The sequence below is a fragment of the Agreia sp. Leaf335 genome (genome assembly GCF_001423605.1).
In the GTDB taxonomy this organism is placed as follows: Bacteria; Actinomycetota; Actinomycetes; order Actinomycetales; family Microbacteriaceae; genus Agreia.
In genome coordinates this window covers 390,112-405,237 of record NZ_LMOQ01000001.1, presented here as the reverse complement: position 1 = coordinate 405,237, position 15,126 = coordinate 390,112, and the positions used below count along the sequence as shown (strand labels likewise).

At 63.7% G+C, this 15,126-nt stretch carries 14 protein-coding genes; 8 read left to right on the top strand and 6 right to left on the bottom strand.

All coding sequences use genetic code 11. The annotated features are described in order from the left end of the window. Window positions 1-7: 7 nt before the first annotated feature. From ASF79_RS02025 to ASF79_RS02015, 3 genes are all read right to left on the bottom strand, one after another. Window positions 8-1,123 carry a fatty acid desaturase family protein gene (locus ASF79_RS02025; protein WP_055776194.1) on the bottom strand — a complete coding sequence of 372 codons (1,116 nt, stop codon included), beginning with the start codon at window positions 1,121-1,123 and terminating at the stop codon, window positions 8-10. Window positions 1,124-1,260: 137 nt separating this feature from the next. Next, window positions 1,261-1,695: a VanZ family protein gene (locus tag ASF79_RS02020; RefSeq protein ID WP_055851382.1), complete on the bottom strand. Its 435-nt coding sequence runs from the start codon at window positions 1,693-1,695 to the stop codon at window positions 1,261-1,263. A gap of 63 nt (window positions 1,696-1,758) precedes the next feature. Next, complete coding sequence (locus ASF79_RS02015) at window positions 1,759-3,147, bottom strand: sugar nucleotide-binding protein (RefSeq protein WP_055851379.1); 1,389 nt, start codon at window positions 3,145-3,147, stop codon at window positions 1,759-1,761. Window positions 3,148-3,313: 166 nt separating this feature from the next. Here ASF79_RS02015 and ASF79_RS02010 point away from each other — a divergent pair, with 166 nt between their 5' ends. From ASF79_RS02010 to ASF79_RS17270, 4 genes are all read left to right on the top strand, one after another. Next, entirely contained in the window at window positions 3,314-4,453 is a 1,140-nt protein-coding gene (locus tag ASF79_RS02010) for an SDR family oxidoreductase (RefSeq protein WP_055851377.1), read from the top strand. A gap of 140 nt (window positions 4,454-4,593) precedes the next feature. Continuing rightward, the gene (locus tag ASF79_RS02005) at window positions 4,594-4,893 is read left to right on the top strand and encodes a hypothetical protein (protein WP_055851372.1); all 300 of its coding nucleotides are present in this window, start codon (window positions 4,594-4,596) and stop codon (window positions 4,891-4,893) included. 88 nt (window positions 4,894-4,981) lie between these two features. Next, window positions 4,982-6,298: a UDP-glucose dehydrogenase family protein gene (locus tag ASF79_RS02000; protein WP_055851368.1), complete on the top strand. Its 1,317-nt coding sequence runs from the start codon at window positions 4,982-4,984 to the stop codon at window positions 6,296-6,298. Between the two features lie 117 nt (window positions 6,299-6,415). Then, the gene (locus ASF79_RS17270; RefSeq protein ID WP_156351627.1) at window positions 6,416-6,562 is read left to right on the top strand and encodes a hypothetical protein; all 147 of its coding nucleotides are present in this window, start codon (window positions 6,416-6,418) and stop codon (window positions 6,560-6,562) included. A gap of 127 nt (window positions 6,563-6,689) precedes the next feature. Here ASF79_RS17270 and ASF79_RS01995 read toward each other — a convergent pair whose 3' ends face one another. From ASF79_RS01995 to ASF79_RS01985, 3 genes are all read right to left on the bottom strand, one after another. Next, on the bottom strand, window positions 6,690-7,220 hold the full coding sequence (locus ASF79_RS01995; RefSeq protein ID WP_055776210.1) for an LPXTG cell wall anchor domain-containing protein: 531 nt from the start codon (window positions 7,218-7,220) through the stop codon (window positions 6,690-6,692). A gap of 75 nt (window positions 7,221-7,295) precedes the next feature. Further along, complete coding sequence (locus ASF79_RS01990; RefSeq protein WP_162239057.1) at window positions 7,296-9,143, bottom strand: DUF4012 domain-containing protein; 1,848 nt, start codon at window positions 9,141-9,143, stop codon at window positions 7,296-7,298. Next, a complete protein-coding gene (locus ASF79_RS01985) occupies window positions 9,136-10,089 on the bottom strand; it encodes a glycosyltransferase family 2 protein (RefSeq protein ID WP_162239056.1) in 954 nt (317 codons plus the stop codon). Before ASF79_RS01985 ends, ASF79_RS01990 begins: the two co-directional genes overlap by 8 nt. Before the next feature lie 302 nt (window positions 10,090-10,391). Here ASF79_RS01985 and ASF79_RS01980 point away from each other — a divergent pair, with 302 nt between their 5' ends. From ASF79_RS01980 to ASF79_RS01965, 4 genes are all read left to right on the top strand, one after another. After that, complete coding sequence (locus ASF79_RS01980) at window positions 10,392-11,633, top strand: hypothetical protein (protein ID WP_156366130.1); 1,242 nt, start codon at window positions 10,392-10,394, stop codon at window positions 11,631-11,633. Between the two features lie 105 nt (window positions 11,634-11,738). Beyond that, a complete protein-coding gene (locus ASF79_RS01975; protein ID WP_235500601.1) occupies window positions 11,739-12,839 on the top strand; it encodes a glycosyltransferase in 1,101 nt (366 codons plus the stop codon). Beyond that, window positions 12,824-14,032, top strand: coding sequence for a glycosyltransferase (locus tag ASF79_RS01970; RefSeq protein WP_082495633.1), 1,209 nt, complete (start codon window positions 12,824-12,826; stop codon window positions 14,030-14,032). The genes ASF79_RS01975 and ASF79_RS01970 overlap by 16 nt, the downstream gene beginning before the upstream one ends. A 31-nt stretch (window positions 14,033-14,063) precedes the next feature. Beyond that, window positions 14,064-15,125, top strand: a complete 1,062-nt coding sequence (locus ASF79_RS01965; protein ID WP_055851354.1) for a glycosyltransferase family 4 protein — start codon at window positions 14,064-14,066, stop codon at window positions 15,123-15,125. The last annotated feature ends 1 nt before the right edge of the window (window position 15,126 follow it).

Sequence of the window (15,126 nt, the reverse complement as noted above, 5' to 3'; positions counted from 1 at the left end):
AGAGCGACTAGCGCCCGAACGCCTGCGCTGCGGGGCAGTCGAAGGGGTCTCCGCCGGCCGAGAGGCCCACGCGGTTGAGGTAGCGGATCACGATGCCGTACGACTGGCGCAGGCCGGTCTCGGTGTAGAGGATGTCGTGCTTCTCGCAGTATTCCTTCGCGATGGCCTGAGCCTTCTTGAGGTTGGGGCGCGCCATGTTCGGAAAGAGGTGATGCTCGACCTGGTAGTTGAGACCGCCCATGAACGTGTCCATGACGAAGCCGCCGCGGATGTTGCGCGAGGTCAGCACCTGGCGACGCAGGAAGTCGACCTTGCTGTCGTGCGGCAGAGTCGGCATTCCCTTGTGGTTGGGAGCGAAGGACGCACCCATGTAGACGCCGAAGACGGCCAGCTGAACACCGATGAAGGCGAAGGCCATTCCGGGCTCGAGCAGCAGGAAGATGACGAGCACGTAGGCCGAGATGCGCGTGGTGAGCATGACGATCTCGAGCCAGCGCTTGTCGACCTTGCCCTTGCCGAAGACGGTGCGGAAGCCATGGATGTGAAGGTTGAGACCCTCGAGCATCAGGATCGGGAAGAAGAAGTATCCCTGGCGCTTGGTAGCCCAGGCGTAGAGGCCGCGCGACTTGGCCGCGTCTTCGGGCGTGAACGACACGAAGTCGCGCTCGATGTCGGGGTCTTTGCCGAGCACGTTCGGGTTGGCGTGGTGACGCGAGTGCTTCGTCATCCACCACGAGTAGCTGATGCCGACGAAGAGGTTGGCGAGCGTGCGGCCCGCGATGTCGTTGGCCTTGCCCGAGGTGAACACCTGGCGGTGCGAGGCTTCGTGGGCGAGGAAGGCGAACTGCGTGAAGATGATGCCGAGCGCGGCAGCCATCAGCAGCTGGAACCAGGAGTCGCCCAGCAGAACGACTCCGACGCCGACGCCGCCGAGCGCTGCGAGCAGCACACCGAACATGGCGTAGTAGAAACCCTTGCGGCGGCGAAGAAGGCCAGCATCGCGAACGGTGTTGAGCAGCGACGAGTACTCGCTGGTCGGGCTGGTGCGCGCACCACCCGGCTTCGTCTTGGTGAATGTAATGCGCGGTTTGACTGTGTCGGTCACAAGGCCCCTCTCGGCCATCGGGCCCTCGCAGGGCAGCAAGACAACCAGGTTCTAGGGGTGACTTGCTCTCACTCTAGGGGGCGTGGGCATCGATCCACGGATCGGGCCACGGATGCACGGTCTTTGGGTAGAGAATTGCCAGCCCAAGGGATTGATTAACGCCGCTCGCGCCCGAGCTGTACATAACGCAAAATGCATATAGCAGCCCCACCGAGCAGTGCTCCCGCGGTGTTCGCGGCCACATCACCGGCCGCCGCGAACCGCTGTGGCAGCAACAGAGCTTGGGAGAGTTCGATGGTGAGCGACGCAAAGAACCCGAGAACGCCCGAGATCCACCACAGCGACGGCCAGGCCAGCAAGGCGATCAGCGCGCCGAGCGGAACGAACATCACGACGTTCGACGCCGACTCCACGACCGAGTAGGTGACCCACTCGGGCAAGCCATGTCGGTGCAACGATGCGAGCAGCCGAGCAAGCGCACTCTGAAATGGCTGGTCCACGGGCGTAGGCCAGAACGTGATCGCCACGACCGCGACTGCGATCACGCCGAGAGCACGCCAGGCCCATCGACGAGTGTGCGCGCTGTTCATGCCTCGAGGCTAACGAAAACATGTTTCACGGCGATTGCCGCGGGGCACCGATTACGCGTCGCGCTACGCCCCGAGATACTGCTTCAATGCCTCGTCGCCGTCGCGGGGAACGAACCCGGTGGCCGCGAGTTTGCCCAGCGGCAGAACACTGCCGAGCGGGCGCGGGGCCACCGACTTGCCCGCGAAGTACTCCTCGGTCGACACCCCGGTCACGTCAGAGGCGGAGTGACCCGTGAGCTCGTAGACGCGCGCGGCGATGGCCGCCCACGAGAGCGGCTCGCCCTCGTTCGTGAGGTTGTACGTGCCGAAATCAGCACCCGACGACAGCAGGTGCCGGATGCCGGCGGCCAGGTCGGTCGTGAAGGTCAGGCGCCCGATCTGGTCGTTCACGACGCTCGGAGCCACTCCACGCGAGGCGAGCGACGCCATGGTGCGCACGAAGTTGTTGCCCTCGCCGATGACCCAGCTGGTGCGCACGATGTAGTGCTTGGGAACGGTCGACACCAGAGCGTCGGCCGCTGCCTTGGTCTGGCCGTAGACGCCCAGCGGCGAGAACGCCTCGTCTTCAGGGTGCTCGGCGGCGGTTCCGTCGAAGACGTAGTCGCTCGAGACGTGCACGAGGGTGAGGCGGTTGGCGGTGGCGACCGATGCGAGCAACGCGACGGCCGAGACATTCGCGGCCCACGCATCCGGTCGGCCCGTGGCCGTCTCTGCCTCGTCGACCTTGGTGTACGCGGCGGCGTTGATGATGGTGTCGTAGTCGCCCCAGTGCCGCGAGGTGTAGCTGGCGGGGTCGGCCACATCGAAGTCGGCGCGCGAGACGTACTCCGCGTCGGGGAACTCGGCGCGCAGGGCGAGGCCGAGCTGTCCGCCGGCGCCGAGCACGAGCGTGCGCGCGCCCTTCATGGGCACGACGTCGCCGAGACGCGGGTGGGCCTGGTCTTTCGCGCTGATCTCGACGTCGTCGAGCGCGATGGGCCACTGGATGTTCGCGGTCTCGTCGGCGAGGTTGAGGAACGTGTACGAGGCGGCCGGGCTCCAGTGGTCGTTGACCAGGTAGGTGTAGGCCGTGTCTTCTTCGAGGGTCTGGTACGAGTTGCCCACTCCACGCGGCACGTAGACGGCGCGACCGGCATCGAGCTCGACGGTGACGACGGCTCCGAAGGTGTCGCCCTCGCGCAGGTCGACCCACGCTCCGAAGATGCGGCCGGTGGCGACAGACACGTACTTGTCCCAGGGCTCGGCGTGGATGCCGCGGGTCGTTCCGGTCTTGCCGTTGAACGAGATGTTGTTCTGCACAGGACCGAAGTCGGGCAGGCCGAGGGCCAGCATCTTCTCGCGTTGCCAGTTCTCTTTGAACCAGCCGCGATTGTCACCGTGCACCGGCAGATCGAGAATGACGAGTCCGGGAATCGCGGTCTCTGTCAGACGCAGTTCTGTCGCTTCGGCCATCGGTAATACCTGTGCTTTCTCTCGCCGCACGCGTTCGGTCGCGCGCAGCGAGCCTATCGGCAACGAGCGCCCGGGTCACCCCGGCGCGGGGGTGCACACCCTCTGTTCACGTGTCAAAACGACGAATGTCGGAATATCGCCGCGCGCGGGCCGGTTTCCGAGAGCGATGACTTCCGACAGCAATGCCTCCTCCCCCGCTCCTCTTTCTCTCGCCGAGAGCGACGTCGCGTCGCCCTCGCCCGACCGGGTCGCGCTCGTCGTGGGCGCATCCGGCATTACCGGCTCGGCCCTGGTCGACCGATTGGCGGGCGATGGATGGCGAGTGCTCGCGTTGGCCCGTCGCGAGGGCCGGCCGGTTGCCGGGGTGCGATGGATCTCTGCCGACCTGCGGTCGCCGCATAGCCTGCGCTCGGCCCTCGAGGGCCAGGGCATCAGTCACGTCTTCTTCTCTGCCTGGGCGCGACAGGCCACCGAAGAAGAGAACATCGCGGTGAACGGCGGCATGGTGCGCGACCTTCTGGCCGCCCTCGATTCGTCGCCCGTGGTGCACGCGTCGCTCGTGACCGGCCTCAAGCACTACCTCGGCCCGTTCGATGCCTATGCGCAGGGCGAGATGCCCGACACCCCGTTTCATGAAGAGGAGCCGCGCCTCGACACTCCCAACTTCTATTACGCGCAGGAAGACGAGCTGTTCGCGGCCGCCGAGCGGCAGGGGTTCACGTGGTCGGTGCACCGCTCGCACACGGTGATCGGTCACGCCGTCGGCAACCTCATGAACATGGGGCTCACCCTCGCCACCTACGCCTCGATCTGCAAGCACCGCGGCCTCCCGTTCATCTTTCCGGGCAGCGAGACGCAGTGGAACGGTCTCACCGACATGACCGACTCCACCGTGCTCGCCGAGCAGATGGCGTGGGCCGCCACGACGCCGAGCGGCGCGAACGAGGCCTTCAATGTGGTGAACGGCGACGTCTTTCGCTGGCGCTGGATGTGGCCGCAGCTCGCCGCCTACTTCGGCGTCGAGGCCGAGGGATTCGACACCGCGCCTCGCCCGCTCGAGCAGCAGATGGTCGGCATGGAGGGCGTGTGGGCAGAGCTCGCCCAGAAGCACGCACTGGTCGAACCCGACCTCACCCGCCTCGCGTCGTGGTGGCACACCGATGCCGATCTCGGGCGCGACATCGAAGTGGTGACCGACATCAGCAAGAGTCGCCTCGCGGGGTTCCACACCCATCACCGCACGGTGGACTCGTTCACCGCGCTGTTCGACCGCTATCGGCGAGACGGCCTGATTCCCAGCGCCTGATCGGCGCGGATCGTCACAAGGAGTCAACCTGGCTTCGACTCGTCGAACTTTCGCGCGCATGGCTAGTAAAGTCAAGCCCTCGGGGAGGGCCTGCGTGTGCGCCACGCTCGAAGGGCTACTAGTCGAGGGAGACGAGACCTATGAAGCGCGTTGACTGCCAGGGCAAGACCTTCATCACTACCGACGACGTCGCGCAGGCGATTACGAACTTCTCGCAGGCCGCCCAGCGGCGAGGCCGGGTCGTGAAGATCGACGTTCCGGCGATCGCCGAGACCGGCGAGCACGTCGTCGAGTTGGTGCTGTCTCCGGGCGAACCGCTCGATGTCTCCGACTCTCTGCACGAGCCCGTCGACCTCGACACAGCGCCCCTGATCCGCTCTCTGTCGGAGCGCAAGCTGGCGTGGAGGCCCCACACGATGCCGCGGGGCGAGACGGCGTAGGGACTGCTGCCACCGAACTCTGGTAGGAATGAGGCATGCATAAGCACGATGGAGTGCCTCAATTTGCCACATCGGGGGAAGGCAGAAAATGAAGCTCTCTGTAATCGGCTGCGGCTATCTGGGCGCGGTTCACGCCGCATCGATGGCCGAGCTGGGCCACGAAGTTATCGGCATCGACATCGACCAGGCCAAGATCGAGGCGCTGGCAGCCGGAAAGGCGCCGTTCTTCGAGCCGGGCCTCCCCGAGATCCTCACCTCTGCCACCGCCACGGGCCGTCTGCGCTTCTCGACTGATCTTGCGGATGCCGCCGGCTCGCAGGTGCACTTCATCGCCGTGGGAACCCCGCAGAAGCGGGGCAGCTACGCCGCCGACCTCACGTACGTGAACGCCGCCCTCGAAGGCCTGCTCCCCTATCTCTCGGATGGCGACCTGGTGGTCGGCAAGTCGACAGTGCCCGTCGGCACCGCTGCCGACCTGGCCGCGAAGGTCGCCGCGAGCGGCTCCGGAGCCATGCTCGCCTGGAACCCGGAGTTCTTGCGCGAGGGCTTCGCCGTGCAAGACACCATCTCGCCCGACCGTCTCGTCTACGGCCTGCCGCCTGAGCCCGACCAGGCCGAGGCATCCAAGGCCTTGCTCGACGGCGTCTACGAATCGGCGCTGAGCAAAGACACCCCGCTGGTGGTCACCGACTATGCGACCGCCGAGCTCGTGAAGGTCTCGGCCAACGCGTTTCTGGCCACGAAGATCTCGTTCATCAACGCGATGGCCGAGATCGCGGAGGTCACCGGTGCCGATGTCACGCAGCTGTCGACAGCGATCGGCCTCGACGACCGCATCGGCTGGAAGTTCTTGAAGGCCGGCGTGGGCTTCGGCGGCGGATGCCTGCCGAAGGACATTCGGGCGTTCACCGCTCGCGCAGAGGAGCTGGGCCGCGGCGAGAGCGTCGCGTTTCTTAAAGAGGTCGACGCCATCAACCTGCGCCGTCGCCAGCGCGTGGTCGACCTCGCGGTCGAGGCGCTGGGCGGCTCGGTGCACGGCAAGAAGATCGCCGTGCTGGGCCTGGCCTTCAAGCCGCACTCCGACGACATTCGCGACAGCCCGGCGCTCGACGTGGCCGTGCAGCTGAAGGGCCGTGGCGCCAACGTGGTGGCCACCGACCCCGAGGCGATCCACACGGCCAGCCGCGTGCACCCGCAGCTCACCTACGAGGCCGATCCGGCCGCAGCCCTGCAGGATGCCGACCTGGTCGTGCTGGTGACAGAGTGGGACGAGTTCCGCTACATGGACCCCACCTGGGCCCTGCCGCTGGTCAAGACGCCGACGATCATCGACGGCCGCAACACACTGGATGCGACGGCCTGGCGCGCTGCCGGCTGGACGTACGTCGGGCTGGGCCGCCCGTAACCCAGCGCTGGTCGAGTAGGCCAGCCGCGGCCGTATCGAGACTGAACAATACACGACGCTTCGTAGTTAAGCGAGAATTGCTCGATTTACACAAGACTGCGCCATAAGCTCCTCCTCATGGAACTTTCTGCCATCGCCGCCTCGGTCATCGTCATCGCTGCCGCATGGATCTCGTTGGCCCTCGCCGTGGGCCTTGGGCTCGGAGCCGTTGTTCGACGTCGCGACGCCGAGCCACCTCTTTCGCGAGCATCCGACCTTCGCTAGCTCGACGTCCTCCGCATCGACCAACCGCGTCTGACGCCCTCAAACGCAAAAGGCCCCAAGCTTTGCTTGGGGCCTTTCGACGTAAATCCCGTGAGGGACGGGCAACGTTAGTTGCGACGTATAGCTATTATGCTGCGCTCTTGTTGCGGCGAACGACGCTCAGCACGAAGACGAGCGCGATGCCCAGAACGAGTGCACCACCGGCGCCCCAGACGATCAACATCGGAGTCTCGAAGCCTGTGTTCGGCAGCGCGCCGTTGGAACCAGACCCAGAACCTGAACCTGAACCAGCTGCGTCGGTCGGCACGACGGTGAGCGTTCCGGTGGCGACATTGCTGGCGCTAGAGACGGTGATCGTGTAGCTTCCCGGCTGAGTTGCAGACGCGGTGTAGCTGACGGTTCCGTTGGGACCTGCCGGCTTGCTGGCGGTAACGACAACCTTGAGCGCGCTCAGAGTGACGGCGTCAGGAGCCGAGGCGACGGTCGGCTCTCCGGGCTGAAAGCCGCCGAAGGAAAACGTTACGGGCGCTCCGGGAGCCACAACTACGGTCGCTCCGTTGTCACCGCCGTCGCCGTACGAGGCAGCGTTAGCCGCGGTCGGAACCGAGAAGATAGCGAGAACGGCGAGAGCGCCGATCGCAAGAGCCTTTTTGAACATGAGAACTTCCCCCAATAGTTTGCGCTGGGGCAAAGTGAACGCCCCCACACCAGTCATGCCTCAGTTGAGACTCTTCTACTGTAAGGCATTTTGACAGTCGACTTCGAGGGCCTTTGTTTCTAAAGCGTAAACAAAGGGGGTATGTTGCACCGAAACGGCCTTGGTTTGCGGCGCGTCACCTAAGAATTGGAAGTCAAGCACCGTACTATCTCCCGGCGCGAGTTCTATCTCCACCTTCGAAACACCATATCCCAGTTCTGTAGATGGTTGGTATGGAAACGCCGCCCCATCTCGAGTGAGTCCCAAGTTGTAGAGGCCTTCGGCTCCGTATGCGGCTATGTTCGTGCGGATATTGCCCGGAGGTATGCCAAACTCCCCACCGCCCGTGACGTAGTCGGGGAGCGACGTGGCAGCGTCCGCTGGCGCCGTGTTGGTGAGTGTGACGCGCACCGAGTTCAGCGGCAAACCGTCGTTCCGGCAAACAGCCTGACCCGCTTCGATGTTCACCTGCAGATAGGGGTCCATCTTGGCGGTGGTGCTGTCGTTGAAGTACACGCCGAAACGCTGCTCAGTCTCGGAGCTTTTCGGCAGCCCTCCGGCCAGCGTCGTGCCTGCCAAAACTTGCTGGTCTTCATCGCTCGCGCTCCACACCAGCACGCGGTTCTCCTCGCCGGCTTGCCCCAGCGCGGACACCAGCGCAGCGGGGTTAACGTTGCCGCTCGCGACTTTGTCGAAGACGGCCGCGGCCGCCGATGCGAAGAAGGCGTCCTGCTCGGGCGGCTGCTCGTACTTCGCATAAACGTCCTGCAGCAGCAGCTTTACTGCGTTCTCGCTCGTGAGCTGATCGCCGCTGGGGAGGGCGATGGGGCCCGTCGCCTTCAGCAGATACGACAGGGCGACCGGATCGAGCGAGATAACCCCATCCACCTGTAGGCCGAACTTCCTGTTCCACATTTCCCTGGCGATCTGACCTGACAGCGCGAAGTTGGGTGTGAAATTCACGTCTTGCATGAACTCGGCAGTGTTGTCGCCGTAAAGCGACTTTGTGTCGAGCGGCAACTCGATCACGGGTTCAGGAAACTGCCGGAAGCTGCTGCCGGATGTCTGCTGGCTCAGCTTGATGGAGCCAGCATCGGTATTGACGAGCGCAAGGGCGCCCGGGATGCCTCCGGTCGAACGAAGCTCCGCGTTGTTCTGGAAGAGCAGTAGATAGTTACGCGGACCGTCGGCGCCAAGCATGGCGGGCAGGAGCACGGCCGCTTTGCTCAGGGTGGTTAGCTCGCCCGATGCCTCGGTGAGTTTATCGAGAAGCTGCAATCGCGCATCCGCCAGCGGTTGAATGACGCCGTCGCCATCGAGCGCGTCGACTCGTGCCACGGCATCGCCGACGGCCGCAGATGAATCCGCCAGAACTCCCTGCGCGTCGAGCAGCGGTTGCAGATCAACCCGTCCGTCGACGGGCTTGAAGTCAGAGAGGCCGATGGAACCAGCGAGCCCCGTCAGCGGCTGGACGCCGTAGCGCGAGACGTCATTCACGGTCGAGGAGAGCTCGCGCATTACGGTGAGGTTGCTACCGACCCACGGAAGCAACTCCGTCGCGCGCCAGACCGGATCGCTCGTCAGATCGGCGGCAGACTGCGCGTGCTGCGTGAGCCTGTTCATCGAATCGATCGCTCCGGCAGAGTCCCCCGACGTGACCTGAGTCTTTAGCTGAGTCACCAGAGGGATGGCGGCCTCCAGCTCGCCCTTCGCCTGGTAGCCGCGAACGCCTACCCACGCGGCCACGGCTACGACGAGCAGGGCGACGACGCCGAGAACGACGCCGAGAACCTTTCGGCGTGACTTCGTGCGCCTAGGCCGACGCCGCCGTTCATCAGTTGTTGCGTGCCGGTCAAGCAGCGGCTCTTCTCCTGAGTTACTCACCCGCGGCATCCTCGTATTGGCTTGATCGGTTGCGCGACGCCGCCCGGAGTCCCGAGAAGACGCCTCTCCATGTTCCCCCGAGCTTTGACAGCACTGACTTTTCTCCTCGCACGATCTTGATTATCGCAACCGTGAGGCCGCAGCATTTCTGATCGCCGACGAGCAGGGCACGCAGAACGAAGGCAACCGTCTGCGACCTCGACGAGTAAAGAGACAAGGCGAGCGCCTCGTTGTGCCGTTGAACGAGAATGCGCTCCCGCGTATAACTAGTGCGCTCGTCGCCCGTCGCCCGCTTAGCCGGAAAGTGGTCGACCTGCAGGCGCGGATCGTAAGCGGCGCCATACCCCTGGCTGGTGATCCCGAGGCTCAGAACGAACTCGTTGCGAGACTGTGCGCCGGTGCCCGCTACGAGCCGGGCCAGCGGCACTCGTCGAGCCGGCGCCACCCGCATGCTCATGTTTGCGCCTTTGACGTGCTCGGCCACCCGGAAGACACCCTTACCCAGGTGATGGTTGCCTGCGATCTTGCCTCTCGTCAAGCGCCCGACCACGAGGTCGGAATCGCCCGAACTGCGGTCACCATCGACATTGTCTCGCCCCCCAAAAAGTCCGAGGTTTGGGTCAGATGCATAGGCCTGCCGGATGCGACCGACCCAGTCGGGCAAAGCTCGAGCGTCGTCGTCTACGAACGCGATCACATCGGTCGCCGTAGAACGGATCGCCGTCTCCAGTGCGAGAGCGAGGCCCGGCTTAGTCACGATGATCGTGCGCAGTGCCGCCTCTGCTGCAACCGCCTGGGTTGCCGTATCGGAGCTCTGCGCGACGACGACGACGGCGTCCGGCGTATCGGTCTGCAGCCGCAGGGCGGCGATGCACTGTTTCAGGTCATCTGGGCGGCCCACGCTGGCGATCGCCACAGTGACGCTCGGAGTCAGAGGTGTAGCCACGAGTTCCCTCCCCCAGGGCTGCATGCGGTCATGACGCGATGGCTCAACGCCACCCCCGCTTCTTTCACTAGACGGTACCGCACGCCATTCATGATTGCCTGATTGGCGACGAGCCCCTGTAAGTTGACGCTATGGGGAAGAGCGTGATGCGCAACGTCATGGCGCTGTGCGCTCTGGTTGCACTGGGGGCTGTGGCCGGAGTCGCTGCATCCCGATTGGACGTGCAGATCACCCTCTCGGCCCTGATCGTTCTGAGTGCGCTGTGCATGTACAACGTTCGTCGCGTGCTCATTTTCGCCGTCGTGCTCGTGCCCCTCATCTCGTTGATTCGGAGACTGGTCAGTGGTGGTCGTGTCGATTCCGATCCCCTGGTGCTCGTTCCGCTCATTCTCGTGATCTCAGTTCTCTTGATTCGTTTTTTTCACGAACACGAGAAGCACAATCGCACCAACTGGGTGAATCGTCTGGTCATCGCACTCGCAGTGGCCGTGGCCTTCACTCTCGTCATCCGGACTGTCACGGCAATCGCGCCTCTCTACGCGGCAGGGGCCATCGTGGTGCCCCTTCTTTTGATTCCGCTTGTCATAGACGGCAGGGTTCCGGATGTCTGGCTCACCGCGGATCGCATCATCCCTATACTCGGGATCCTGGTCGGCCTCTATGGGGTGTACCAGTTCTTCTTCCTCCCCGAATGGGACAAGTCGTGGATGATCGCCTCGGACCTCAATAGCATCGGAGCCCCGAACCCACTCGAGGTGCGTGTCTTCGGCGCCTCGGAATCACCCGGGCCCTACGCGCTCTTCGTCGGTCTTGCGAGCGTCGTCGCGCTCGCCAAGGCCACCATCACGTCAAAGCTGGTTGCGAGGGTCCTCTGGTTCGGATGCGCGGCGAGCCTGACTGTTCCGCTTATTCTCTCGGGAGTCAGAACCGCCCTCATTGCCGTCGCCCTCTGCGCAGTCGTCCTGGCCCTCATCCGGGGTAAGGGATTCGGGCGCTTCATCCCCGTCATCCTGGTGGTTCTCGTGGGGTTCGTGCTGGTCCGAATTCTAAACGCCCTCGACGGCAGCTCGACCATTCTGTCGGCCGACCGGTACACCGATTTCGATTCCAGCACCGATGATTCGTTCCAGGCTCGGTTGGGTATTTTGCAGTATTTCTTCAGCCCCGCGAAATACCTCATCGGAAATCCGTCCGGGGCTCGGGCAGACAGCTTGATCGGCGACACGATCATGCAGTACGGCTACATCTCCGGCGTTCTGATAACCATCCTGTGCATCGTGATGTTGTTCATCTCGCTCAAGAACCTCGGCGCTCGACGCGCTGAGACCGCGTCACTCAGCTCCATTTTCATTGTGGTGGCGAGCGTTTCAGGCAACGTCTTTCTCGCGACGTTCGGCATCATCATCGGACTTGCCTTTGCATCGACGGCCAAGGCCTATTTCTTGGCAAGACAGACACGACCAGCGCCGCCTGCAGATCGCCATCATGCTGATCAAAAGCACGCGGCGCGTTCGGCTAAGTACCGTAAGCTGGGCGTCAATTAGCCGAGGGTTCGACGTCCCACGGTCTCCATGGATGCAGCGCCGCATGCTCAAAGGTCGTAGTTCAAACCGTCCGGCGAAGGGGAATCAGCGCTACATTCGGGGGGAATGGTTTTGACTGGTGTGATTGTGCACGAATGGCTCGAACCTCACGGGGGTGCCGAGAAAGTCGTTGAAGAACTCGCCGCGATTTTTCCGGATGCGCCGATCAAGGCCCTCTGGAATGCCGCTCCCGAGCGATTCACTTCGGACAGGGTTTCCGAAACGTGGATGTCACGCACGCCTCTTCGAAATCACAAAGGAATTGCCGTGCCCTTGATGCCCGTTACCTGGCGGCATCTAGGCAAGAGTGACGCCGAGTGGATTCTGTGCAGCTCACACCTGTTTGCGCATCATGCACGCTTCTCAGGTCCCGCTCGATCGGCAGCAAAGTACGTTTACGCCTATACGCCGGCAAGGTACATCTGGAATCCCGAGCTAGACAGGCGAGGCGCGTCGTTAGCCGTCCGCGCCGCGTCGGTGCCACTTAAGGCGATCGATCGCAGGCGAGCGCAAGAGCCTCACGCCATCGCCGCCATCAGCAACTTCGTGCGCGGCCGGATCAAGGAGAGCTGGGGCCGAGACAGCACGGTCGTCTACCCTCCGGTCGACGTCGAAGGTTTCATCTCAGCGAGTGAAGAGCTGAGCGAGCACGATCAGATGATTCTCGACTCGCTTCCAGACACCTTCGTGCTCGGCGCATCTCGCTTCATTCCCTACAAGCGCCTCGATCTCGTGATTGACATGGGCATCGCGGCCGACCTCGACGTGGTTCTCGCTGGCGACGGCCCCTCGCTCGGCGCCCTACAGCACAAGGCGTCTGAACACCCCGGCCGAGTGACATTCGTCAAGCATCCCTCCCATACGCTACTCAGGGCCCTCTACATTCGTTCGCTCTTCTACATGTTTCCCCCGATCGAAGACTTCGGCATCATGCCCGTCGAGGCTATGGCGACAGGAACACCGGTGGTCGCGAGCGCGATCGGGGGCGCCTCCGAGACGGTGCAACACGGCACGACCGGAGTTCTGCTCGAAGGCTTCAGCCCGGCCGAACTGCGTGAAGCCGCGCAAACGGTCGTAACGATGGATTCGGCTGCCTGCGTCAGCCGTGCCTGGGACTTCGACCGCTCTTCGTTCGCGAAAGAGATCCGCGCATGGGTGGGTTCATGAGAGGCGGGGGGCCGTCACCTCGGGTGCTGCACCTCGACCACACGCAGGCCCGTGGCGGCGCGGAGTATGCACTGATGAGAGTGCTGAAAAAAGCAACGTGGACGGCGACGTTGGGATTACCCCCGGCTGAATCCGAGGGCTTCAACGTCTACGGCACGCTCACCGGCTTGCCGAACGTGAAGGTCGAAACGATCGGCCCGCGGCAACGGTTCGGCGCCAGCAGCAGCCGCTCGATCGCGGCCATTGCTCGGTTCGCCATCGCCGCACTCGGGCAGGCCGTCAGCATCCGGCGCAGCCCCGCATTTGCAGCGGCAGATATCATTCACACGAACACGTCGAGGGCAGCCGTGTACGCGGCGATTGCGACCGTGGGCAGCCGCAAACCTCTGGTCGTACACCTTCGCGACCTGGTCGACAAGCCGAGCCTGGGCTCGATCGGCTACGCCCTGTTCACCCGCATCGCTCTCCCTCGCGCCGCGGGCGTCATTGCGAATTCGCAATCGACGCTCGCCTCAGCCGCCCCATTCATCTCGATCAAGACGCGACACGTCATCATCCCCAGCGCCGCCGGTATCGAGGCAACCGGACGCACATCGCCGTCGAAAGATGTCGTCGCTAGGGTAGGCATGGTCGCTCGATTGGACCCGTGGAAGGGCCAGGACCTGCTGCTGCGGGCATTCGCCGGGGTCTATGCAGGCCGTGACGTGCAACTTCTTCTAGCAGGAGACGCAGCATTCGGGCACGAGCGTTTTCTCGCTGAGCTGCAAGATCTCGCGAAGCAACTCGGCATAGAAGGCCAGGTGCAGTTTCTCGGCCATGTTGACGACGTTCCCGCGCTTATCGACACGCTCGACGTGTGTGTTCAGGCGTCGACGAGGCCCGAACCACTTGGGCAGAACATCTTGCAGTATCTGAGTGCCAGTAAAACTGTCATCGCCACGTCCGTGGGAGGCCCCAGCGAGTGGATCAGGCACGGCGAGTCGGGCCTGCTCTTCGAGATGGGCGACGAAGAGTCTTTGATCGCCAGCCTTCGCGAAGCCGAAGACGTGTCGATAAGACGCGAGCTCGAAGACGGAGCACGGCGTACGCCCGGTCTGCTCTCCGACACAGAGGTCGCCGAATTGCATCGGGCGTTCTTCGAAGAAGTAACGCAGTCGCGAAAACCCGAACGCCCCCACGAGGACGCGAAATGACGAGAAGTGAGCACCTACAGTGAAAATTCATATGACCGGTTCTGAGTGGTTTTCGAGCCGCCAGGGCGGACTCAATCGCTATTTCGAAGGGCTCTACCTCGCCATGGCTGCGACGCCGGAAGTGCAGGTGTCTGGGGCTGCATTCGGCGACCCAGCAGCCGGGGGCACATCGTGGGGGCCGACCGGCGGCAGCACCGTCTCGCGCGTGCTTGCCTCGCGCAGAGCTCCCGAAGCCAGGCGGCTCGACATCGTCGACAAGCACTTCTCGTTGTACGGGTCGCCGCGGGCCCCGAAGACGAGCCCGGATGCCGGCATGGTGGTTCATTTTCAGGGCCCCTGGGCAGCAGAAAGCGCGGTCGCCGGGGCCAACAAGCTTGTGACACGCGCCAAGACCGCAGTGGAACGAAGCTCGTACAAGCACGCCGACGCCTTCGTTGTACTCTCCCGGCCGTTCAAAGAGATCCTCGCCAACGACTACGGCGTGAGTGCCGACAAGATTCACATCATTCCGCCCGGGGTCGACATCGACGACTTCGAATTCAGCGAAGAGACGACGAACTCAGGTGCCGCCCCGCGTGTTCTCTGCGTTCGGCGGCTGGAGAAGCGCATGGGCATCGACGTGCTCATCAAGGCCTGGGCCGAAGTAGACAAGCGCATTCCGGGCGCCGAGTTGCGTATCGTCGGCTCCGGAACTTTCGAGCAAGAATTACGGGCCATGGCGGCGGCGAGCCCGGCGAAGATCACTTTTCTCGGCCGTCTCGACGACGAGACGCTGCGTCAGGAATACAGGTCAGCGTCAATAACGGCGGTACCCAGCCTGGCGCTCGAGGGTTTCGGCCTCATCGCACTCGAGTCGCTGGCGACTGGCCGCGCGCCGATTGTGACGGATTGCGGCGGGCTTCCCGATGCCGTGCGAGGGTTGGATGCGTCCCTCATCGTGCCACGGGGCTCCGTGGAGGCCCTGGCCGATCGCATCGTTCATGCCTTGTTGGGCCGAGTGCCGTCGGCGCACGAATGTCGTGCCCATGCCGAAACATTCGCCTGGAATGTCATCGCGCAGAGACATCTCGCGCTGTACGAGGAGGTGCGCTGAG